This window comes from Bosea sp. Tri-49 (assembly GCF_003952665.1).
Lineage (GTDB): Bacteria > Pseudomonadota > Alphaproteobacteria > Rhizobiales > Beijerinckiaceae > Allobosea.
Map to the genome: position 1 here is coordinate 676,439 of NZ_CP017946.1, position 21,747 is coordinate 698,185.

General features: G+C 63.9%; 18 protein-coding genes and 1 tRNA gene. 6 read left to right on the forward strand and 13 right to left on the reverse strand.

Annotated elements, in window-relative coordinates; genetic code table 11:
• Positions 1-35: 35 nt before the first annotated feature.
• Complete coding sequence (gene gpt / locus BLM15_RS03340) at positions 36-545, forward strand: xanthine phosphoribosyltransferase (RefSeq protein ID WP_126110372.1); 510 nt, start codon at positions 36-38, stop codon at positions 543-545.
• Between the two features lie 61 nt (positions 546-606).
• Here gpt and BLM15_RS03345 read toward each other — a convergent pair whose 3' ends face one another.
• The 8 genes from BLM15_RS03345 to BLM15_RS03380 all read right to left on the reverse strand — a co-directional run bounded on the left by BLM15_RS03345 (position 607) and on the right by BLM15_RS03380 (position 9,030).
• The gene (locus tag BLM15_RS03345; RefSeq protein WP_126110374.1) at positions 607-1,515 is read right to left on the reverse strand and encodes a DMT family transporter; all 909 of its coding nucleotides are present in this window, start codon (positions 1,513-1,515) and stop codon (positions 607-609) included.
• Positions 1,516-1,795: 280 nt separating this feature from the next.
• A complete protein-coding gene (locus BLM15_RS03350) occupies positions 1,796-2,866 on the reverse strand; it encodes a serine hydrolase domain-containing protein (RefSeq protein WP_236846516.1) in 1,071 nt (356 codons plus the stop codon).
• A gap of 248 nt (positions 2,867-3,114) precedes the next feature.
• Complete coding sequence (locus tag BLM15_RS03355) at positions 3,115-4,749, reverse strand: retron Ec67 family RNA-directed DNA polymerase/endonuclease (protein ID WP_126110376.1); 1,635 nt, start codon at positions 4,747-4,749, stop codon at positions 3,115-3,117.
• 246 nt (positions 4,750-4,995) lie between these two features.
• Positions 4,996-5,763 carry an AAA family ATPase gene (locus tag BLM15_RS03360; protein ID WP_126110378.1) on the reverse strand — a complete coding sequence of 256 codons (768 nt, stop codon included), beginning with the start codon at positions 5,761-5,763 and terminating at the stop codon, positions 4,996-4,998.
• A gap of 701 nt (positions 5,764-6,464) precedes the next feature.
• Positions 6,465-7,361 carry a cell wall hydrolase gene (locus BLM15_RS03365; RefSeq protein WP_236846521.1) on the reverse strand — a complete coding sequence of 299 codons (897 nt, stop codon included), beginning with the start codon at positions 7,359-7,361 and terminating at the stop codon, positions 6,465-6,467.
• Between the two features lie 285 nt (positions 7,362-7,646).
• Complete coding sequence (locus BLM15_RS03370) at positions 7,647-7,874, reverse strand: DUF4167 domain-containing protein (protein WP_206438600.1); 228 nt, start codon at positions 7,872-7,874, stop codon at positions 7,647-7,649.
• Between the two features lie 431 nt (positions 7,875-8,305).
• Positions 8,306-8,563 carry a hypothetical protein gene (locus BLM15_RS03375; RefSeq protein ID WP_126110383.1) on the reverse strand — a complete coding sequence of 86 codons (258 nt, stop codon included), beginning with the start codon at positions 8,561-8,563 and terminating at the stop codon, positions 8,306-8,308.
• 77 nt (positions 8,564-8,640) lie between these two features.
• Positions 8,641-9,030, reverse strand: a complete 390-nt coding sequence (locus BLM15_RS03380) for a winged helix-turn-helix transcriptional regulator (protein WP_126110385.1) — start codon at positions 9,028-9,030, stop codon at positions 8,641-8,643.
• Between the two features lie 110 nt (positions 9,031-9,140).
• Between BLM15_RS03380 and BLM15_RS03385 the strand changes: the two genes are divergently transcribed.
• The gene (locus BLM15_RS03385) at positions 9,141-10,007 is read left to right on the forward strand and encodes an NAD(P)-dependent oxidoreductase (protein WP_126110387.1); all 867 of its coding nucleotides are present in this window, start codon (positions 9,141-9,143) and stop codon (positions 10,005-10,007) included.
• A 297-nt stretch (positions 10,008-10,304) separates the two neighbouring features.
• Entirely contained in the window at positions 10,305-12,980 is a 2,676-nt protein-coding gene (locus BLM15_RS03390) for a phosphoenolpyruvate carboxylase (protein WP_126116041.1), read from the forward strand.
• A 252-nt stretch (positions 12,981-13,232) separates the two neighbouring features.
• Here BLM15_RS03390 and BLM15_RS03395 read toward each other — a convergent pair whose 3' ends face one another.
• From BLM15_RS03395 to BLM15_RS03410, 4 genes are all read right to left on the reverse strand, one after another.
• Positions 13,233-13,523, reverse strand: a complete 291-nt coding sequence (locus BLM15_RS03395) for a hypothetical protein (RefSeq protein WP_126110389.1) — start codon at positions 13,521-13,523, stop codon at positions 13,233-13,235.
• A 165-nt stretch (positions 13,524-13,688) separates the two neighbouring features.
• Entirely contained in the window at positions 13,689-14,048 is a 360-nt protein-coding gene (locus BLM15_RS03400; RefSeq protein ID WP_126110391.1) for a hypothetical protein, read from the reverse strand.
• A 284-nt stretch (positions 14,049-14,332) separates the two neighbouring features.
• Complete coding sequence (locus tag BLM15_RS03405; RefSeq protein ID WP_126110392.1) at positions 14,333-14,860, reverse strand: hypothetical protein; 528 nt, start codon at positions 14,858-14,860, stop codon at positions 14,333-14,335.
• A gap of 218 nt (positions 14,861-15,078) precedes the next feature.
• The gene (locus tag BLM15_RS03410; protein WP_126110394.1) at positions 15,079-17,031 is read right to left on the reverse strand and encodes an SGNH/GDSL hydrolase family protein; all 1,953 of its coding nucleotides are present in this window, start codon (positions 17,029-17,031) and stop codon (positions 15,079-15,081) included.
• 134 nt (positions 17,032-17,165) lie between these two features.
• Here BLM15_RS03410 and BLM15_RS03415 point away from each other — a divergent pair, with 134 nt between their 5' ends.
• The 3 genes from BLM15_RS03415 to BLM15_RS03425 all read left to right on the forward strand — a co-directional run bounded on the left by BLM15_RS03415 (position 17,166) and on the right by BLM15_RS03425 (position 19,570).
• Positions 17,166-18,746 carry an AMP-binding protein gene (locus BLM15_RS03415; protein WP_126110396.1) on the forward strand — a complete coding sequence of 527 codons (1,581 nt, stop codon included), beginning with the start codon at positions 17,166-17,168 and terminating at the stop codon, positions 18,744-18,746.
• A gap of 29 nt (positions 18,747-18,775) precedes the next feature.
• Positions 18,776-19,423 (forward strand): DUF1190 domain-containing protein, encoded by a 648-nt coding sequence (locus BLM15_RS03420; RefSeq protein WP_164547387.1) that lies wholly within the window; start codon positions 18,776-18,778, stop codon positions 19,421-19,423.
• A gap of 60 nt (positions 19,424-19,483) precedes the next feature.
• Positions 19,484-19,570, forward strand: a tRNA-Leu gene (locus tag BLM15_RS03425).
• Positions 19,571-19,711: 141 nt separating this feature from the next.
• On the opposite strand, the gene BLM15_RS03430 is transcribed toward BLM15_RS03425, so the two are convergent.
• On the reverse strand, positions 19,712-21,286 hold the full coding sequence (locus BLM15_RS03430; protein WP_126110400.1) for an EAL domain-containing protein: 1,575 nt from the start codon (positions 21,284-21,286) through the stop codon (positions 19,712-19,714).
• Between the last annotated feature and the right edge of the window lie 461 nt (positions 21,287-21,747).

The following is a 21,747-nucleotide window of genomic DNA, read 5'->3' on the forward strand; positions in this document are numbered from 1 at the left end:
AAAGGCTCTTTCTTAAGTCTGCCGCAGGACCAGCCATGGCCGAACCGAGCGCCAACAAGGCCTTCCCCGTTTCCTGGGACCAGTTCCACCGCGACGCCCGCGCGCTCGCCTGGCGCCTCGCCGATGCCGGACCGTTCGAGGCGATGGTCTGCATCACCCGCGGCGGGCTGGTGCCGGCGGCGATCATCTGCCGGGAGCTCGGCCTGCGCATGATCGAGACGGTCTGCGTCGCGAGCTATCACGACTACAAGAACCAGACCGAGCTCAAGGTGATGAAGGAGATCGCTCCCTCGATCCGCGCCATCGGCGACGGCAAGGGCAAGGGCGTGCTCGTCGTCGACGACCTGACCGATACCGGCAAGACCGCCCGCGTCGTGCGCGAGATGCTGCCGAACGCCCATTTCGCCACGGTCTACGCCAAGCCGGCCGGTGTGCCTGTCGTAGACACCTTCGTCACCGAGGTCAGCCAGGACACCTGGATCTATTTCCCCTGGGACATGGGGCTGTCCTATGTCGAGCCGATCGCCAAGGACCACAAGGGCTGAGGGCGCGCTTTCCGTTCGGCCGCGTCGGCCGAACAACAAGAATTCGCGCCACTAGAATCCCTTAGGCATGGCTCGGCGCCTTGAGCGCTACCACCATGCCGAGGATGGCAAGCGCCATGCCGGCGATCTCCAGCGCCGAGGCCTGCTCGCCCAGGAAGGCGGCGCCCGAGAGCGCCGTCACCACCGGCACCAGCGGCAGGAACAGCGCGGCGCGGCCGGCGCCCAGGATGGCGACGGCCTGCGTGTAGAGGAAGAGCGCGACCGCGCCGACGATGACGCCCTGATAGAGCGCCTGCAGCGCCACCGCCGGCAGCGGCACCTGCAGCAGGTGGACCGGCTGCACCAGCGCGAGCAGCGGCAGGAGCGGCACCGAGAGCAGGCAGGTTGCCATGGTGACCTCGACCGCGTCCGCCCCCCAGCGCCGGGCCAGCAGGCCGAACACCGACCAGAGCACGGCGATCAGGACGAAGAGCAGGTCGCCGATCCAGGCGCCTTCGCGCGTCGGCGTGTTGGCCATCGCCTCGAAGGAGAAGACCACGACCCCGGCGACGATGATGGCGAGGCCGATCACCCTGAGCGTGCTGATGCTCTCGCCGAGGACGAGGACGGCGAGCAGCGCGGTCGCGACCGGGATCAAGCCCGGTGAGATCACCGAGGAGTGCAGGGCGGGGGCGAAATGCGCGCCGCCGACCAGGATCAGGCTGTAGCTCGGCCCGACGATTGCGGTGAGGATCAGCGCCTTCTTCCAGCCGAGCCTGCCGACCGGAAAGGGCTTCAGGCGCTTGATGGCGAAGGGCAGCAGCACCAGCGAGGCGGCGAGGAAGCGCAGGATGGTGACGTCGCCGGCCGAGAGCCCGTCCACCACCGATTGCCGCGAGATCACCGACTGCACGCCCCAGATCACGGCCGCAAGGATGCCGCAGGCAAAGCCGATGGCGAGACGGGGGGAGGCTGGCGCGGCTGGGGACACTGGCTAAGGCCTTGCGGGAGCAGGGCGGCTTATGGGTGCAAGGGGAGATGGCGGCAAGGGTGGCGGGCGAGGATGGTTCTACGCGGGACGCATGGCCGAAGAGCGGGATGAAGGACGCGAGGAACCCTTCTCCCGTGTGGGAGAAGGGCAGAGATGAGGGCCTGCCCTAACCGCAGAAGGCGCGACGGCGCCGCCTCGCCTTAAATAATCAGCGGCGGTCCCTCACCCCTGCCCCTCTCCCATCCGGGAGAGGGGTTCTCCGTCGAGGCTCCCGCGCCCTTCACTCCACCGCCGCGACCAACCGCTCCAAAAACCCGTCGATCGCAGCCTTGTCGATCCAGCGCAGCACTGCGACGAGGTCGTGCTCCGGGTCGATCCAGATCAGGTTGTTGCCGGCGCCCTGGGCGCTGAAGGCGCTCGCCGGCAGCTTGGGATTGGCGGCGGGGCCGCGGTTCAGCCACCAGAGGAAGCCGTAATTCGGCAGGGTCGGCGAGGGCACCAGCGACTGCGCGATCCAGGCCGAGGGGATCAATTCGCGCCCTTCCCAGACGCCGCTCTGCGCGATCAATTGGCCGAAGCGGGCATGGTCGCGGGCGCTGATGAAGAGGCCGCCGCCCCAATGGCCGCCGCCGGGGACCGACTGCATGCGCTTACGGTCGATCTCGATCCAGGAGGTCTCGTAGCCCTCCCAGCGCCAGCCTTGCGAGGCGCCGATCGGGTCCATGATGCGCTCGCACAGCACCTGCGGCAGCGGCTTGCGGAAGCGCCGCAGCAGCGCGTAGCCGAGCGCGTTCACCCGGACGTCGTTGTATTCGTAGAGGCTGCCGGGCTCGCTGAGCTCGCGGCGCTGGCCTTTCCGGCTGTTGTCGGCGCCGATGCCGATCTGCCTGAAATGGTCGACCTGGTCGGATTTGCCAAAAATCTCGCCCTGCCATTCGCTGTTCATGTTGAGCAGATGGCGCCAGGTGATCTTGGCATTGTGCGGGCTGGCGAAATGCGGGCCGTCGACGCTTTTGCCTACCGGCTCGTCGATATCGGCGATCAACCCGTCGGCGACGGCGAGGCCCGCCAGCACCGAGAGATAGCTCTTGGCGATCGAGAAGGTCATGTCGGCGCGCTCGACATCGCCCCATTCGGCGACGATCTTGCCGCCCTGCAGCACGATCCCGGCCGGCCCGCCGCGCGGCTCGACCGGCCCGACGATCTCGGTCCACGGACCTTTCTCGTCCCATTCGCGATTCCCGACATAGGCGCCGTCCGGATAGAACATGCTGCGCGGCCAGGGAGAATCATGCGCCTGCGCGAAATCGACGGCGGCCTGGAGGCGGGCGGGGGAGAGGGAGTGGGGCAAGGCGGGACTCGGGAAGCGAGAGCTGACAAAGGGCGAATTAGCGTAGCTAGCACACGACCTTAAAATAGGCGGGTTCTCGAACGGAGCTCGCGCTTCTTTTGGGCCCACTTCGGGGTCGGACTTCCAAACATCGCTAGGGAGCGGCAGCGGCAGCAGCTAACACCTTGCCCACAGGAGGCGCCTTCACCGTCTTATAATGTGTTAAACATGCATCAATTCGTGTCAGAAGATCAGAAAAACCGGTGAAATCAACCTTCCCCGGCATTGGGTCTCACAATCTTCTCAGCAAACACTACCTTACCGTACGATGTAGGATCGCCGTGCTCTTTCTTAGGGTCAAAGGATTTTCCATCCAATTTTTCAGTCAATAGTTTTGAATCAAAGAGATTTTCTATTTCTTTTATAGTAGCGGGATTTCCCTCCGGAACTTTCACAATATAGAGGTTCTCTCCGAGATGATAGAATTGATCGGTGGTGGAAGTCGATATGGTTAGCCCGCTTTTTGATTTGGCATTCTTAAAAACTGTCTTCGGGCCATCGTCGTTATCACAAAGAATTATTACCGGATGATCGAGTGGTTTGTGTTTATATTTTTTTAGATTTCCAAAATATTGCATAATAAGGGATGCTTGCCCCGATGCGCCATGTCCAAGATTGAGAACGTCACGCGTCGTGCCTGAAGGATTCAAAAAGCTTAATAGGCGTGTATGTTTCCCGTCCTTTTCTAAAGCGAGAGCTGGGAATGATTTTGCAAGGGCTCGGATTGCGCATTGAATATATGTAATGTCGGAAATCCCCTCTGTTACAACTAAGGGCGCTTTGGGCGCCACAAACAGCCGATAGAACAGGAATTTACGGTACAGTTCGACAGGCGCGGATGGTAGTTTGAATTCGTTTGCTTCAATTGCCATTTTATTAGTTTTTGGCGCACGGTCGCGTCGTGCTTTTACAAAAAAGATATGAGAAAGTATTCCTTCGAGTGATCTCAGATCGGATATATTTTTATCTTTGTCAATTATATGATACTCTCCCGTACTGAAAACCGCATTGCACATTGCACGGGCAGAGCGATAGTAGTCTTTTTTGATATTGACTTTAGAGTTGACGACAAGGCCGGTCACGGTTTGGCGAGAGCGTCGTAACGACATGCGAGTCTTGCGAGGATTTATTTTAAAGCCCGTTTGCTCGATCTCCTTGTGAAGTTTGATTCCTACTTCCCAAGTACTTCCCTGAGGATTGGTAGCGATCTCCGTTGGAAAGAGCATCTCGTTGGTCGAGAATGTCAGATCGTCTGCATAGCGAGTGTAAGTGCACTTCGTCTCGCGCGCTAGAGCAATAAGTCGAAGGTCCAGTATGTTTCCGATCAAGTTTGAAATCACGGGAGAGCAAGGGCTTCCCTGAGGTAGAGCGTTTCTGTGGCAGGCAATCTGTGCTATAATAGTAGCGATTTTTGGGTTAAGTTTAAAGTTTTTATCATTAATAAAAAATCCTCGTACTCGCCCAAAATTTATGGATCCAAAAAAATCCTCTAAATCTAGATTAAAAACAAATCTTCGGCGACGATGCGGATTTGCGTTTGAGATCGTGGTTTTCTGTTTCTGAAAACCGTGAGATGCATGCCATAGCTTTGGTTTTTCCTGCTGTAGTTCTGCAACGCAGCTATATAATAAATTTGCAAGGCGTGTTTGCAGTAGCGCTAATTGCTTTTCTGGAGCATGAATAGTCCTTGTCCCACCACTTTTCTTGGCAATTTCAAAAACTCTATACTTATTCATAGTATCGATTTTATATACTACAAAACTTAGACCTCTTGGTGTAAAGCTAAGCAACTTTGCTAGCTCGTCGAGCTTGTCGGCGCCCTTGAGTCTAGTGATGGTTTTCAAGGATTCTTGCTCAAAATAGAATTGCTTACGGGCACTCTTATGCGATCTATGGCAGATATCTGCAAAGGATCTATAACGGGAAGCAGCCCGCTTAACATTGTTGTCATTTGCCGCGATACGCAGCAGGAAGTCTGCCCGTAAGCACTGTTAAGGCTAGCCGATTCTTTGACAGTAAGGCAAGGCGAAACTTAAGCCGGTCTCATAGGTGGGCATGACGTACCATTCTTGAGCGGTTTCCTTCTGCCCTCACTCCTCAATCATCGTCTCTACAAACGTCGCGGGATCCATGCAGAACTCCCGGATGAGTTTGAAATGCTGGGTCTGCTCGATCGTCACCGGATCGAGCCCGTATTTGCTCAAGCCCAGCAGGCGGGCGCCGGGATAGGCCATCAGGATCGGGGCGTGGGTCGCCATGATCACCTGGCACTGGCCGAGCCGGTCCATGCGGCGCAGCAGCTTCAGGAACTCGATCTGGCGGGCCGGCGACAGCGCCGATTCCGGCTCGTCGAAGATGAAGATGCCGCGGCGCTGGCAGCGTTCCTCGAAGAAGCGCAAAAAGCCCTCGCCATGCGAATGGGAGAGGAAATCGGGTGGCGGCGCGGGAATGGGGAGGTCCAAGGCGGCCTTGTCGAGATAGCGGGCGACGCTGAAGAAGCTTTCGGCCCGGAAGAACCAGCCATCGGTGACTTTCGGCAGCCAGCTCGCCTTGAGTGCGCTCGCGAGCCGGCTGCCCATGGCCTCGACCGCCCAGGCGTGATCGACAGGGCGGTAGCCCTTGCCGCCGCCGGCCTCGTCATAGCCGGCGAGCGCGGCGATGCCTTCGAGCAGCGTCGATTTTCCCGTGCCGTTCTCGCCGACGATGATCGTGATCGACTTGTCGAAGGCGAGCTCGAACTCGTCGCGCAGGAAGGGCAGGCACCAGGGATAGGCCTCTGCGTCCGGCACCGCCGCGCGGTCGAGCCAGATGCGCCTGAGATAGGGCGCTGGCAGGCGGGTCGGGCTGCTTCGTCTCATGGCAGGCTCGTGGCGGGCAGGAGGTGCAACCTAGGATATGCGCTGCGGGATGCAATGGCTGCCGCATCGTTGGCGGGATGGCTCCTGACAGGCCGATGCGCTCGCCGGCTTTCGCCGCGAGGGTGTGAGGGAAACGCCATCCGAGGGAGGCGCGGGGCTAAGGCGGCGTCGCAGTCGACGGCTGCGTGCCGAATGTCGATGTCGAATTGTCGAAGCAGCGCCACTGGCCACTGCCCGAACCCCGCGCGCGGTTTTCTTTCGAGCTCTCGCCGTGTGTTGCGTCCGGCTGGACCGGGGTGCCTGCCCCGAACGACGAAACCCCTCCGTGGTGGAACGAGCCAGCCGGTCGCAAAGTGGATCGCACTCTGCGCGGCCGAGCTCGTTCGGGCTTGCGACGCTCTTTCGCCACGGACACCGCTCTCCCGCCCGGCCTCTCGACGCCTCGCGAAGCCCCCTCGGTTCGGGCGGGACGGGGAGAAGCATACGTGAGGTTTTGGGGGCGGGGATTGATTGGGGATTTGTCCCCGCTGAAGGCGCGGGGAACCCTCTCCCGGAGGGAGAGGGCAGGGTGAGGGGTAGGCCCTGTGACCAGCCCCGCGAGGCCTCACCGCGCGGTCGGGTTCAAGCCAACGTTTGCAGTCCGAACACCTCACCCCTGCCCCTCTCCTTCCAGGAGAGGGGTTCTGCCGGTGCGGCTCCGCTCAGTCCTGCGCCAGGCTGCCGCGCAGGGGGCGGGAGGGCGGTATCAGCGCCGCGAGGCGGGCATCGCTCTTTGGCGGCGCGATGAAGGCCTGGGCGGTCTTCCTGGACATGCCGAGATCATAGGGCCGGCTCGGCGGCAGCGTGGCATTGGCGACAAGCTGCAAGGCCGGGCTTGCCGGCGTGGCGGCGGCCGGCGCCTCGGCCGCGTAGGCCAGAGGCGCGGTCGCGAAGGAGGTCGATCCGGTCGAGGCGGTGGTGGCGAGCGGCGCTGGCGCGGTGACAGCGGCGAGCTGGTAGCTTGGCTCCTCGATGCGGCGGCGCTCGGGGCGCTCGCCCTTGACGTAGAAGGCGTTGCCGCCGGCCACCGTCACATAATGCATGTTGGCGTAGGAGAAGCGCAGGCCCGCCATGTGGAAGTGCTTGGCGTTGCCGACGGCTTCGTTGCGCTTGCCGGCAAGAATGGCTTCGGCAGCGGCCTCGGCCTTGGGCAGGTCGCGCGCGACCATCTGGCGGGTCAGCACGCCCGGCGCGAACTGGCGCGGCGCGCCGACGACGCCGCAGATCGTCTCAGGGTAGCGCGGCGCTCCGACCCGGTTCATCACCACCGTGCCGACGCCGAGCAGGCCGGATTCGCTCGAGCGGTTCGATTCGAAATACATCGCGCGGACGAGGCATTCCTTCTCGCGCGGGTCGGCCTTGGCGAGCTCGATGGCGCGCTTGCGGGCCTCGTGCGGCTGCTTGGCGGCGGGGGTGGTCGTGTTCGCAGCGGTCTGGACCGGCGAGACGCTGCAGGCGCCCAAAGCCGGCGCAGCAAGAGCAACCAGAAGCGGGATCGTCTTGCGGGGGCCCATGCCGGTGAAACGGACGGCGTTCGCAGCGATCATGGTCCGCTTCATGCGGTCATCTCCTGATTACGGGGTCTGGCCTGCCTCGGGTGGCAGGTCGTCATCACCGGAAAGGAATCCGAAGCCTCTTACCAGAAAGTTAATTTCGAAAGGAAGAGGCAAAGCGGCATGACGGCGGATCGGCTCTCCATGCGGTGAGGCGGCCGGATTTTCGGAGCGGGGATTGATGGGAGATCTGTTCGCGCAGGCTCGGCCCGGGCGGGCATCGACGTCTTGAACACCGTCTTCGATCAAGGAAGACGTGGCTGGTCGGGACAAGCCCGACCATGACGGGCCTCAGGCGGCCGTGCCGTTGATCAGGCGCTGATAATGCTCGGCATATTGATAATAGCGCTCGGCCTCGACCCTGTCGCCGGCGAGGGCCTTGGCCTTGGCCAAAGCGAGATAGCGCTCATAGCTCGCCCGCGGGTTTGAGCCCGGCTTTGTCGGCGCAGCGTCGGCGCGTGGGCCCGAGCGGGTGAAGCGATTGTCGAAGGCAGCGGATTTGGGTTGGCGTATGGTCATGTCCAGCCTCCTCATCCCAGCATCTTCTTGACGATGCGACGCAGTTCCTGGCGGCTGAGGCCGCAGGGTTGCGGCTTCCAGTCAGGTGCGGATCTTGCAGGCGCGGATTTCGGCGGAAGCGTATTGGCGATCGCATCGGCGACACGCCCGGTCTCGGATGACTTCAGTTGTGTTGATTCTTGCATTTATATCCGTTTGCCGCACGGCTTAAGACCGCGCGGTCTTGTGGTGACATCGCCGGGCACACTGCGTGCGGCGATGATGCTGCGACTGGCAGCGATCGGTTTTCGATGGGTAGGGTGGAGGCTCGCCGCCGGTTCCTGACAGTGGAACCAGCCGATCAGTCTTCGCCTGCCTGCTGTTTCTACCTAGGCAATGTGGCCAAATGAAGTTGTGCAGGCAGGCTCTGCTATGTCGTGACTGCCGGGATATTACGGGAAATCATTCGCCGGAACAGTTGCCGTGCGATGACGGCATGGTCCTCTGAGGTTTTTCTCGATCGCCGTCATCGCTGCATCCACCGATCGGAACGGCCCCTTTCGGATGTCGCTCAGACGCGCGACCTGCTCCTGTGAGAGCGTGATCCAGCACGTGCCGTGCGGGTCGCGAATGATCGAGCAGATCGGGCGCTCAAGCAGGTCGGAGACGCCCCAGTTGTCGGCGAGGTTGCGCCGCACGGTCGTATCCATGGCTTCCTCCGGGTCCACTCCGATATGGCCATGAAACCGGTGATTGTAAGGGCGGGAGGCAGATCGAGGTGCCGGCGTCACGTCTGCAGCGGTTCCGGCGCCGGGCTTTCCCTCTGCGCCCACGGCCCCTCCAGGCAGGCGGCCTGCTCGGCGGTGGCGAAGTGGCGCGAGCCCCATTCGGCCAGAGCGTGGACCGCACCATTGAGTTCAGCGCCGGCCGGCGTCAGCGAGTACTCGACCCGCGCGGTGCGCTCGTCGAAGCTCCGGCGATGGACGATACCGGCCTCCTCCAGCGCGCGCAGTTCCTCGAACAGGATCTTCTCGCTGATGCCGCCGATACGGCGGCGCAAGGTCCCGAAGCGGACGGGGCCGGCATGCAGCGTCCAGATGATCGTCGGCCGCCATTTGCCGGCGATCACCTTCAGCGCCGGCCCGAGGCCGCAATCGAACAATCCGGGTTTCACCATGTTGACCTCGCTTCCGCTTACGTTTTTGTAAGTACTTGAATTATCGATCTATTTCTTATCTTTCCCAGCCATGGAGCGCAGTCCTGCGCAACGACTGAGAGGACAAGATCATGAGTGATGTAAGCGTCATCGGCCTCGGTGAAATGGGGGCGGCGCTGGCTGGCGCCTTCCTGAAGGCCGGCAAGAGCGTGACGGTCTGGAACCGCAGCGCCGCCAAGGCCGCGCCGCTGCAGGCGCGCGGCGCGGTGCTAGCGGCGAGCCCGGCGCAGGCTGTCGGCGCCAGCCCAGTCATCGTGATCTGCGTCTCGGACTATGCGGCGACCGCGACCGTTCTCAGTGCCGATGGCGTGATGCAGGCGCTGGCGGGGAAGCTCGTCGTGCAGCTGACCTCGGGCATCCCGAAGCAGGCGCGGGCACTGGAGGCGCAGATGCAGGCAGCCGGGGCGTGCTATCTCGACGGCGCCATCGCCGCCTGGCCGCGCCAGATCGGCGGGCCGGAAGCAGCGATCGTCGTGGCTGGGTCGGAGGCCGAGTTTGCCGTGGCGCAGCCGTTGCTGGATGCGCTGGGCGGGGTCAGCCATGCCGGCGCCGAGATCGGCCAGGCGCTGGTGTTGTTCAATGCGGCGCTCGCCTATCTCGCCGGGCACTGGATCGGCTTCAGCCACGGCGCCGCGATCTGCGAGGCGGAAGGCGTTCCGGCCGATGCCTTCGGTGCGATGATGGCGTCGCTCAGCCCCTCGCTCGGACAGGATCTCAGTCATATGGGCAAGGCGATCGCCGCGGGCCGGTTCGGGAAGCCGGAGAGCACGCTGCGCACGGCAGGAACCGATATCGCCCGGCTGGTCGAGCTCTCCGCCGACCTCAAGATCGGCGCGGACTGGCCGCGTTTCGCTGCCTCCATCTTCCAGCGCGGCATCGCGGCCGGCTTCGGCGAGGAGGAGCATTCCGCGGTGGTCAAGGTGCTGCGGGCGGCGTGAGGCCAGCTAAGACATGGCTCGCCGGGGGCGGGCCATTTGCCGAATGCGACGCGGCAGCTTCTTGTTGCGGAGCCGCATCGCATTTCGCAGTTGCAGCAAAGTCGAAATCTTGCTCACTTGCGACCCGCCTCATCAAACGATTGAAAAGCGGAGAGCGGCGTGGCGGGTGCGGAGGAATTGTCGCCATCGGCGCTGGCGAGCGAATTGTCGGCGGCGATCGTGCAGGCGCGCTCGGATGCGCGCGAGGACCCGTTCGGCAATCCGGTGCTGCGCGCCACGCTCTGGCTCACCCGCAAGATGGATCGCGGCGAGGTCACACTCGATGATGCCGCCGCGCTGATCCGCCAACTCGGCCGAGCTGCGCTCGCCGATCGGGCGGCACGCGTTGCGAGCTATGTCGGGCTCGAACGCGACGAGTCCGAGGCCTATGCGGCGCTGGCGCGGCGCGTCGCCGAGGAGGCGAGCGGCTCGGCTCAGCCCTTCGAGGCCTATGGCGCGGCGCTGGCCCGCGTGCGCTTCGCTGCCGTCTTCACCGCGCATCCGACCTTCGGCATGAGCCGGGCGGTGGCGCATGCGCTGGCCGAGCTCGCCTCGAACGAGGGCGAGGCGGCGGCGCTGAGGGCGGCCGATCTTTCCTTCCGGCCGGATGCGGCGATCACCCTGCAGGACGAATTCGAGCAGGCGCGCTTCTCGGTGCGCAATGCCCGCGATGCGATCGATCGGCTCAACGCCGCCTTCCTCGCCGAGGCGCGGGCGCGCTGGCCGCAGCGCTGGCGCGAGCTCAAGCCCCGCGCTCTGCAGCTCGCCTCGTGGGTCGGCTGCGACACCGACGGGCGCACCGATATCGGCTGGTGGGACACGCTGCGATACCGGCTGGAATCGAAGCGCGGCCAGTTCTTCCGCTTGCTGGAGAAGCTGCCGGAGGTGCCGGCGACGGGGGAGGTGAGGGCGCTGGTTGAGGGCGCACATGCGGCGGTGGAGAGGCAGCTTGCGTTCTGCCCACCGCTGAACAGCAAGCCGGAGATCGCGGCGCTGCAGGCGTTCTCGCTTTCGCTGGTCGGCGAGCGCGAGGCTTCGCTGCCGGAGTCTTCCAAGCTGGTGGCGGCGCTCGACAAGGCGATCGTGCTGGCCGAGGACGAGGCGACGGCGGAAGCGCTGGTGCTGGCGCGGGCCGGCGTGATCGCCCATGGCGTCTCGATCGCGCTGCCGCATTTCCGGCTCAACGCCTCGCAGCTTCACAACGCCATGCGCGGTGTCATTTCGCTCGACGAGGAACCGGCCCAGCCGGCGCAGAGGCGCGCCTTCCTCGCCGCGGTCAACCAGGCGCTCGCCAGGGTGAGGCCGACGCCGGTCGATTTTGGGGCGCTCGCGGTCGAGCGCGCCTCGGCGGCGCGAATGATGATGATGGTCGCGCAGATCGTGAAGCATGTCGACGGCTCGCGGCCGGTGCGCTTCCTGATCGCCGAGACCGAGACAGGCTACACCCTGCTCTCGGCACTCTATCTCGCCAGGCGCTTCGGCATCGCCGATCTGGTCGAGATATCGCCGCTGTTCGAGACCTCGGACGCGCTCGAACAGGGGCCGCGCATCATCGACGAGGCGCTGCGCAGCCCGCATTGGCGCGACTATCTCAAGCGCCATGGCCGGCTCTGCGTCCAGTTCGGCTATTCCGATTCCGGCCGCTATATCGGCCAGGTCGCGGCGACCTTCTGGGTCGAGCGGCTGAGAAGCCGCATCCTCGAACTGCTGCAGCGTTATGGGCTGACCGAGGTCGAGCTCGTGATCTTCGACACCCATGGCGAGTCGGCCGGGCGCGGCGCCCATCCCGACAGCCTCGCCGACCGGCTGGCCTATCTCGATCCGGAATGGCCGCGGCGCGCCTTCGCCAAGGCCGGCGTCAAGGTGACGCGCGAGACCAGCTTCCAGGGCAGCGACGGCTATCTGCTGTTCGGCACCAAGGGGCTCGCCGGGGCGACGGTGGCGCGCATCGCCGAGGCCGTCTTTACCGATGCCACGGTGGGCGCGGACGATCCAATCTATGCCGAGCCGGACTTCGCCACCGAGTTCTTCCAGACCGTGCGCGAGGAGATGACGCATCTCGTCGACGATCCCGGCTATGCGGCGCTGATCGGCACCTTCGGTCCCTCGCTGCTCGACAAGACCGGCTCGCGTCCGGCGGCACGCCAGAGCGATGCCGGCGGACCGACGGTGATCCGCCATCCGCGCGAGCTGCGCGCCATTCCGAACAACGCCATCCTGCAGCAGCTCGGCTGGCTGGCGAACAGCGTGCACGGGATCGGCCAGGCGGCGGCGCGGGCGCCGGAGCTGTTCGCCACGATGCGCGAGAGCTCGGAGCGCTTTGGCCGAGCCTATCGCCTCGCGGCCCATGCGATGGCGAACAGTGATCTCGACGTCTTACGCGCCTATCTCGACACGCTCGACGCCGGCAGCTGGTTCGACCGGGCACGGCGGACCGAGAAGGAGGGGCGGCGCGACGAATTGCTCGCGGTCGCCGAGGCGCTGGCGCAACTCGACCTTGCGCCTTCGCTGCGACGGCTGTTCTGGCGCTTCGCCTCAGACCGGCTGAAGCTGAAGGAAGCGGCGGGCGAACCGCCGGCGATGCCGGTCCGGCTGGTGGCGCTGCATACGCTGCGGCTTTCACTGCTGCACCGGATCTGGCTCTCGGCGACGCATATCCCGGATTTCCGGCCGCACGCCGGGGTGACGCGCGAGCTGCTGCTCGAACGCATCCTCAGGCTCGACATGAACGGGGCGCTCGCTTTGCTCGGCGAGATCTTCCCGGTCAATCCCGATCCGGCGCTGGGGCTCGATTTCGGCGAGCCTGCCGGTCCGCGCGAAGGCGGTGCCTATGCCGCCCTGCATCGCGACGTCATCGAGCCGATGCGGGATTGCTTTGCGCTGCTGCGCGAGATTTCCGGCGCGATCCAGCATGAGATCGGCGCGTTCGGCTGAGGCTCGCCATTGGTCGCTGTGCTCGGGGAACCCTTCTCCCGCATCGAAGTCGGGTTTACCCGACTTCGATCACTCTGAGTGCTGATCTAGGGTAGACCCGAGATCAGTGGAGAAGGGCAGGTATGAGGGCCTGCCCTATCCGCAAAAGGCGCAGTGGTACTCTCGCGCTCCACTAACCAGCGGCGGTCCCTCGCCCCTACCCCTCTCCCATCCGGGAGAGGGAATCCCGCGCTTGTCAGAGAAGCCTACGCCCTACGCCGCGCGATCGAGCGCGACCACGATGTCGGTGTACTCAGGTTCGTGCGGGGAGAGATTCTTTCGACTCTCGTCGCTCCAGCGCGCGAGCTTGACCACACGCCCCATGCTCTCGGCGGCTCCATCGGTCTTCACCGGCTCGATGATGGCGAGCCCGCTGGTGTCAAGGAAGAAGGTGTGTTCGCCGAACAGCTCGCCGAGTTGAACCGTGGCAGGATGGTTTTCCGGTATTGCCTGCGCCTCGATCTGGTGGAGGGTGCTGTCGATGCCTGCTTCGGTCAGTTTCATGATCGGTCCTTTCATTGCGAGTGAGAGACGGATTCACCGATCAGACTGTGCCAATCCGATCGGATCCAGCTCTCGCGGCGCTACGCTAAGTCGGGGCAGGAGCGCCGAACTGCCCATGGAAGTGCTCCGGTCTCGCGGCTGGCACTCCTGAAGTGGCCTGGCTTCTCAGATGCTTTCTTCAGCGATCAGAGTCAGGTCGCCGTCCTCGTCGAAGGCGACTGCGATGACCGCGGCGGAGTTCATGCCCTTGGCCTGAAGCGCCTTGGCGGCAACAGGAATGGCGTCGATCGACTGCCTGAGTTGCCTGAGATCGTCGGGGCTCGCCTGCGCGACGGCGCTGTCGACTTGCACGCGCAGTTGCGGCGGCAGCGCGCCGCGCTCGATCACGGTCGCATTGCGGATCGCGGCGGGATTCTGCAGGCCGGGAGCGTCAGGGGCAGGGGAAGCAGGCGGCGGGTCTTGCGCCATAGCGGCGCCGGCAAACAGCGCGAAAGACAGGCAGACGGCACTGGCGAGGTTGCGCATCGCTGGCTCCTTTCCATCGCTGGAGGGAGGGGCAAACGCCCGATGCGGAGCGACCCTAGAGGCGAAATCCGGTCAGCCTCTGGCGCCGGTCTGACCATTCGAAGGTATCAATGCGACAGGAATGGGATGGTGTGGGAGGTCAATCCCCGGCTGCCGGACCAATCCATCGCGTGGCAGAAACCGTCATTGCGAGGAGCGTAGCGACGAAGCAATCCAGGGGCCGCGGCGCTCTACGTCTCCTGGATTGCTTCGCTTACGCTCGCAATGACGGTTCCGACGGCGCCTCAGCGCGTACGCTCAGAGAGTTCGGCCGAGGCCGCAGCGTTGCGATCACCGATCGCCTGGACCGGTTCCCAGACCGTGTAGTTGTCCCTCGGGGTCGAGACCAGGTATTTGAGCTGGCTCTTGGCCTTGGCCGAGAGCAGCTTGCTGGTCTGGAAACTGGCGAAGTTGGCATAGGCGCGCGTGCCGCCGTCGAAGACGACGACACGGTCCTTCAGGACGATGATATCGCCCTTCTTCAGCGTCTCGTCGCTCAGATACCAGAACGGGTCGTTGGCATACTCCATCGGCTTGACGAGCTTCGGCTTCGGCCCGTCCTTGCCGGCATCGAGCGTTGTTGCAGCCTTCTTGCGCTTCGGCCGCACGGTCATGTGCAACGGATTGCTCTCCGGCATCGGCGCCACGGCCCGGCGCTGCGGGACGCCGAAGAGCGTCTCCCAGAAGCCGGCGGCCTGCGCCGGTGTGGCTATGACGAAATAAGCCGCTGCCAGCGCAGCGGCGGTGATCAGTTTTTTCGAAATGGACGGCACGGCTGCAATCCCCAGCTCCGCAACCGGAGATAGTGATAAGTATGCCCGATCTCAATGACGACAGCACGACGTGATGAACGGCTTCTTCGTCAAATTTCAGCGATTGGAGCGCCGACGTTTCGAGATCGTTGAGCCGGAGCCGATTCCAAGGCGATTTTCGCGGCAATGCAACACACAAGTAGCCCACCGCGCATCGCGGCCATGCGCCGGCAAAGTGATTAAGGCTGTGGAAGCTTGAGCACCTCGCGCAGCACCGGAATGGTTGCGTCGGCGATCGCGGCATGGCCGCTGGCATTGGGATGGAAGGAGCCGCCGAGCGTCGCGGCGAGGAGCGGCTGCGTCTTGTCCTGGGGGTTGGGCGTACCCCAGCCACGGACGGCCGCGACGCGCATATAGTGCCCGGTCAAGAAAGCGTCGTTCGGAGTCACGAACCAGCGGTTGCGCGGCCGATAGGCGCGCCATTCGCTCGGCGCGAACGGCTCCCACAGGAAGCGGTTGGCTTTGAAGCCGACATAGACAGGAAAGCGCATTGCGCCTGAAACCCCGCTGTCCGGCGCACCGGCGGGCGCGCCGGCCGAACAGAGCGCGTGGCCGGCGAAACGCTCGACATGGCTGTCGATGAAGCGCCAACGTCGTTCTTCGGGGAGGGCGGCGACGGCAGCGGCGATACGCTGGTTCAGGAACGGCACGAACGTGGCCGCTTCCTCGCCCGTGTCGTCCTTGCTGATGGCGAGTATGCGGTGGACGTCCATGCCCGCGTCGCTCGGCTGACAGAAGCTGCTTCCTCCGCTGCTGCGCGTGATCTGCGGATAGCCGGTCTGGATGATGGCGGAGGAGGGCAGGTCGAGATGCTCGCGGAAGGCGGCGGACAGCTCCTGGATGCGAGGCGGGATCACTTCGCTGACCGCCGTCCGCGCCTCGTCGAAGGTCTTGGTGTCGACCTGACTGAGCCAGAGCTTGTAGAGCAGATTGGTGAATGGTCCGTAGTCGCCTTTGGCGACAACCTCTTCGGCGATCACGCTGGAAAAGCCGATGTCGTTTCCGCCGATGCTGAGCAGCACTGCGTCGGGCTTGAGCCGAGCCCGCTCCTTGCAATGCCGCAGCTCGTTCTGCCAATTGAAGCCTTTGCCACGATTGTTGAAGCGGCTGTAGCCGACCCTGCTGCTGCAGTAGTCGCGCCAATAGCGCATGAGTTGCGGCGAGGAGTCGCCGGCCTCGCCGGCATCGTCGCGCGCGCCATAGTAGCCGAGGATCCCGGCCCTGACCTCCGCGCCGGTGCAGCTGTAAGGGGTCAACGTCACGGCGGTGTCGTGATGGGCCAGTGCGATGACGAGTGCGGCGCGAACGTGCTGCGAATAGAGCGAACGATGGCATTGGCTGTTGAGCCAGACGGCTGCTGCGTAAGGGTGTCCTAGGCTCTTGTGATCGCCATGAAGCCGCCGCGGATAATTCCGGGGACGTCCATTGGTCACCGAGGAATTTTGGTAAGGAGATGGGCTATCGTCGACGAGCTCGACCGGCTTGTCGGGATTGCCCTCGCCCGAGGAGAACGAATCGCCGAAGCCGACGATCGCGACATGGCGCAGCCGTGCGTTCTTGATCTCGGCCACAGTCGCATTCGCAGCCGTTACCGTGATGTCGAATGGCTTGTCGAAGGCGCGCCGCCGCAGCCTTACTTCCTGCGCGCAGGGAGCGGCAATCGAAAGCTCCGCTGCCACCCACCGGCAGGATTGCCCGGCGAGCGCGGGCGGCAGGTCGACGAGCCTAGCAAGCACATCTGCGACCCGAGGCTCCATGAATTGGTCGCCGGTGTCGAGCTCGCATTGCCAATGGCCGTGATTGCCATTCTGGAAGCAAGTTTCATGGGTCACCGCGGAGGTCCAGCCATAACGCGCGATGCTGCCCCGGTCACCGAAGGCCTTACCGAGCGTGCGCGCCGCAGCGGCACGTTGCATGGCATCCTCGAAGGCGAAGGCCGGCCGCTCCTTGCGGTCCTGCTCCGGCAGCGCGGTGAAGACCTCGGCGAGCTTGCGGAACTGCTTTTCCTGCTTGAACAGACGAAAGCGGTTGGCGATTTCCCACTCGATGCGAGGCTGCGCGAACGCGCTGCCCGCAGTGAGCTCGGCAGCCAGGAGCGACAGGACCGACAGGAGCAAACGCAGCCGAAACATGCCGTATCCCCCAGCTTCACGCAGCAACCGTAGCGTGCGTTATGACGCAAGGGAAGGTCTTGCCTGCGCATTGTATCCCGGCCCATTCGCCTTAGGTTGCGGGCAAGAGGAACGACAAGGGGAGCACGAGCCGAATGGCCGCGATCGAACTGCCGGCACAGCCCTTCGATGCCGAAGGCGCCCGGATGACGCTCTTCCAGGCGTTGCTGGCTGCCGCCGGCAAGCATGGCAAGGGCCGCGTCGCGCTTGAGGACCCTGAGCGGCAGCCGATCACCTATGGCCGGCTGGTGCTGGGCGCGCTGGTGCTCGGCCGCAAGCTTTCGGCATTGACCACGCCCGGCGAGACGGTCGGGCTGATGCTGCCGAATGTGCAGGGTATGGCTGTGACGCTGTTCGGGCTCTCGGCTTTCGGCCGCGTGCCGGCGCTGCTCAATTTCACCGCGGGCCTGAAGAACCTCACCGCCGCCTGCGAGATCGGGCCGATCTCGACCATCGTCACCTCGCGCCGCTTCATCGATCAGGCCAAGCTCGACGACATCATCGAGGCGCTCGCGCCGGGCCGGCGGGTGATCTATCTTGAAGATGTCCGCAAGGAGTTGACCAGCCTCGACAAGGCGATCGGCGCGCTGGCCTCGCTGGCGCCGGGCATGGTGCACGCCCGTCACGCGGCCAAGCCCGACGATCCGGCCGTCGTGCTCTTCACCTCCGGCACCGAGGGCAAGCCGAAGGGCGTGGTGCTGAGCCATGCCAATCTGGTCTCGAATGCGCGTCAGATCTTCCAGTTGGCGGCCGGCTTCCTCAGCGAGCGCGACATCGTCATGAATCCGCTGCCGGCCTTCCACTCCTTCGGGCTGACCGCGGCGCTGCTGATGCCGCTGACCCACGGCATGAAGGTCGTGCTCTATCCGAGCCCGCTGCATTACAAGCAGGTGCCGAAGCTGATCGGCGAGACGGGCGCGACCTTCCTGTTCGCGACCGACACCTTCCTTCAGGGCTACGCGCGCGCTGCGGATGAAGGCGACCTCAAGAGCGTGCGCTATGTCGTCGCCGGTGCCGAGCGGGTGAAGCCGGAGACGCGCCGGATGTGGGAGCCCTATGGCACCACCATCCTCGAAGGCTATGGCTGCACCGAGTGCTCGCCGGTGCTGGCCTGCAACACGCCGGTCGCGACCAGGGACGGCAGCGTCGGCCGGCTCCTGCCCGGCATCACGGCGAAGCTCGAGCCGGTCGAGGGCATCAACGACGGTGGCAAGCTCTGCGTCAAAGGGCCGAACGTTATGCTCGGCTATCTCAACGCCGACCGACCGGGCGCAATCGTGCCGCCGGAGGGCGGCTGGCACGATACCGGCGACATCGTCGCGATCGATGACGGCTTCATCACCATCAAGGGCCGGGCGCGGCGCTTCGCCAAGCTCGGCGGCGAGATGGTCTCGCTGGCAGCGGTCGAATCGATGATCGCCGGGCTCTGGCCCGGTCACAATCACGTGGTCGTGGCGCTGCCCGATGTGCGCAAGGGCGAGCAGCTCGTCCTCGTCACCGAAAAGCCCGATGCCGAGAAGAAAGCCCTGCAGGACGAGGCCAAGCGCCAGGGTTTCCCGGAATTATGGCTGCCGAAGGCGCTCCTGGTCACCGGCTCGATTCCCGTGCTTGGCAACGGCAAAATCGATTATGGTGGCACGCGCGAGCTCGCCATCACGATGAGGCCGCTGCTGTGACGCCACAATCGCATGTTCAGGGAAGCCGCATGATCACGCTTCTTCCCCTCGTCCTCGCCCGCGCGGCGGCCTTTGCCGTGGCCGGGATCGCACTGACTCCCGCCGATCTCGCCGCCCAGGCGACCGGCCAGACCTATGTCCGCCGTGACGAATGCATCGAGGCCGGCAAGCTCTCGGCCGAGCAGTGCGAGCACGCCTATCGCAACGCCCGCGCCGAGTTCGAGCAGAAGGCGCCGCGCTACGGCTCGCGTGCGGCCTGCGAGCGCGCCCACAAGCGCTGCGGCGCCCAGGTCTCGACCACCGGCGGCTGGGACGCGCTGGCGCGTGGCGGCGGCGGGCAGTCCTACGTGCCGCGCTTCGTCGGTATCCGGGTCACCGGCGAGGGGGCTTCGGGCAAGGCCTTTCCGATCGTCGAGGGCACGGCGAAGATCGCCTTCTCGGCGCGCCGGGTCGCGGCGCTCGACGACAAGGTCGCGGGCCGCCGGGCGGTGATGGGCGGCGGCAGTGGCGGCGGCCAGCACAGCCAGCAGGCGAGCGGCCCCTATATCCGCCGCGGCGACCGCGACGACACGGTGCGCGTGCCGATGCAGGAGAAGAAGATCGGCTCCGACGTCGCGCCCGGGCTCTATGTCGATCCCGACGGCGTCGAATGGTACAAGCCGGCGCACCGGCGCTGAGGACAAGCGCGCAACCGGCGCTTGTCGGAAAGGCTTTGCACCGCTAACCAGTTCCGCCGCGCGGACGTGGCGAAACTGGTAGACGCAAGGCACTTAAAATGCCTCGCCGGAAACGGCATGCGGGTTCGACCCCCGCCGTCCGCACCATGCTGTTGAGGTGCCGCAGCGCCTGCTATGCTTGCGGGCGCATTAACGTCATCGCGGACATGGTGCATGTCGCGACGGCAATAAATGTGGAGTGGCCGCTGAGGGTGGGAAGCGGAGCCTGGCAACCAGCGAGCGAGGCCGTCATGCCGCTTCCGGCACGGAAGCGCCTCCATTGAGCTGGCTGTAGTACTGAAGAAAATCTCTGGGTGGCAGGGCTTTGGAATAGAGCCAGCCTTGTGCGAATTCGACGCCAGCGGCTTTCAGATACGCTGCCTGCTCCTCCTTCTCCACACCCTCCGCCACGACGACGAATTTCAGGGTATGCGCCATTTCAATGATGGCTGGCGTCACGATACTCGTCGCGGCCTCGCGGCCGATGGCGTCGATGAACGACTTGTCGATCTTAAGAACATTCAGCGGCAGGCTTTCCAGGAGGGACAGGCTGGAATACCCCGTGCCGAAATCGTCGATGGCGATGGCATGCCCGAGTTCTCTTGCCCGCTCGAGCGTGGCGCGAGCCGCATCGGCTTCCATGAAACCGCGCTCGGTAGCCTCGAGCCAGATCTGCGCCGGGTTGATTTGTACTTTCTCGATCGCAGCAGAAAGCACGTCCAGAAAGCGACCGCTTTGAATATCTTCGGCCGAGATATTGATCGCAATGTGCAGAGATGGGTCGGCGCGAAGCGCATCCCTCATGTCCTCCAGAACCCGCTCGATCATGATGTCGGTGACGGGGCCGATCAGCTGATGATCCTCCGCATAGGGGATGAACAGATCTGGCCGGACCCATGAACCGTCAGGCTTTGGCCAGCGTATGAGTGCTTCAGCGCCAACGCATTTGCCGGTCGAGAGATCAATGATCGGCTGGTAGTGCGCAATGAATTCGCGATAGGCGATCCCCGTTCTCAACTCGCCGGCCAGCGACATGCGCTGACGCGATACCCAGACGATCAGGCCGATGACAATGGCCGAAATGACCAAGCCTATCGGGATAAGCTTCCAAAGCTCGTCTTCTGCGCGCCAGTCGACGACGCTGCGGTCCGAGATCGCAAAAGCAATGAAATCAGGGCCTCGCGAGGATGAAAACACCTTCTGATCCGTGGCCCCGCTGATCTCTTCGCGGGACAGCTGCCGCACCAGATTCGGATCTGCCTGTCCTGACAATGCTAGGAGCTTGCCGTCGCGTGTGGCGATCCCGAGCACCATAGGGGTGTCGCGTAGGACATCCACCAAACTCTCTTTGCGGATGAGCGCGTGGTAGGGACCAAATGCGACGGCCAGCATGTCGCCGTGCGGACGATGCGCCGTCGGCCCCGACCCCACGACGAGCCCGAAGTCCTCGGACAGGAGGACATCCGGCTTACGCATCGGCTCGGGGCTCTTCGAAAGGCCCAAACTATTGCATAGGAGCTTGCCGTCCTTGAATATATCAATGTCCTCGACGGTGAGGGCATCCATCGTCAATTGCCGCAAGCGCTGCAGATGATGGGGCGAGCAAAGCTCATGGTTCTCCATGACCAGCCGGCGCAAGCCGTTCTTGGCGCGCGTGATTGCTAAATCGGCCCGCTGCAACGTCCACCCGGCATAATCTCTGAGATGTAAGCGTTCAGCCGCGATGGCTCGTTCACGCGACAGATAGTAGGCGCCAGCCAAAGGTAGCAGGCCCACGGTCATACCCAGTCCGATCGCGACAGGCAGGATCAGGCGACGCCGCATAAGAAGCCTTTCGAGACTCGAAGAATAACTCTAACAGTAATTCGTGCGTCAATCATCTTTGAGAGATTTAAAACAATTGCGCAGCTCCAAGAAACTGGTTCTTAACTGCTAAAGCGCCGCGTCTGAAAGATGTCGTACAGGAATTAAAATCGCGGCTCAGCTGGACCAATAGCCTGTCGCAAGGCTCATTGGCCGGGCTTGCACCAGCCGTCCCTATATGACTTGGATGTCGCCCCGGGCCGGATGCTGACACTCGTCAAGGTCAGCTAACGGTCGAAAGCAGGCGCTACCCCCGCCGATGCTCGACCTTCGGCAGAAACCAGGCGAGCAGGCCGATCGCCAGTCCAGAACAGGTCGGCGAAGGGCAGGATCGGCGAGAAGGGTAGGGCACCGAGGATCGAGAACGAGGTGACGTCGCTCTGGCTGCCGACCTGGAAGATGCCTTGCGCCAGCCTCTGCTG

Coding starts and splice junctions, on each gene's coding strand:
- BLM15_RS03395 (WP_126110389.1), bottom strand. CDS start 13,523: ATGAAACTGACCGAAGCAGGCATCGACAGCACCCTCCACCAGATCGAG.
- BLM15_RS03370 (WP_206438600.1), bottom strand. CDS start 7,874: ATGACCATACGCCAACCCAAATCCGCTGCCTTCGACAATCGCTTCACC.
- BLM15_RS03390 (WP_126116041.1), top strand. CDS start 10,305: ATGGATCGCGGCGAGGTCACACTCGATGATGCCGCCGCGCTGATCCGC.
- BLM15_RS03360 (WP_126110378.1), bottom strand. CDS start 5,763: ATGAGACGAAGCAGCCCGACCCGCCTGCCAGCGCCCTATCTCAGGCGC.
- BLM15_RS03375 (WP_126110383.1), bottom strand. CDS start 8,563: ATGGATACGACCGTGCGGCGCAACCTCGCCGACAACTGGGGCGTCTCC.
- BLM15_RS03385 (WP_126110387.1), top strand. CDS start 9,141: ATGAGTGATGTAAGCGTCATCGGCCTCGGTGAAATGGGGGCGGCGCTG.
- BLM15_RS03410 (WP_126110394.1), bottom strand. CDS start 17,031: ATGTTTCGGCTGCGTTTGCTCCTGTCGGTCCTGTCGCTCCTGGCTGCC.
- gpt (WP_126110372.1), top strand. CDS start 36: ATGGCCGAACCGAGCGCCAACAAGGCCTTCCCCGTTTCCTGGGACCAG.
- BLM15_RS03400 (WP_126110391.1), bottom strand. CDS start 14,048: ATGCGCAACCTCGCCAGTGCCGTCTGCCTGTCTTTCGCGCTGTTTGCC.
- BLM15_RS03365 (WP_236846521.1), bottom strand. CDS start 7,361: ATGAAGCGGACCATGATCGCTGCGAACGCCGTCCGTTTCACCGGCATG.
- BLM15_RS03380 (WP_126110385.1), bottom strand. CDS start 9,030: ATGGTGAAACCCGGATTGTTCGATTGCGGCCTCGGGCCGGCGCTGAAG.
- BLM15_RS03420 (WP_164547387.1), top strand. CDS start 18,776: ATGATCACGCTTCTTCCCCTCGTCCTCGCCCGCGCGGCGGCCTTTGCC.
- BLM15_RS03415 (WP_126110396.1), top strand. CDS start 17,166: ATGGCCGCGATCGAACTGCCGGCACAGCCCTTCGATGCCGAAGGCGCC.
- BLM15_RS03430 (WP_126110400.1), bottom strand. CDS start 21,286: ATGCGGCGTCGCCTGATCCTGCCTGTCGCGATCGGACTGGGTATGACC.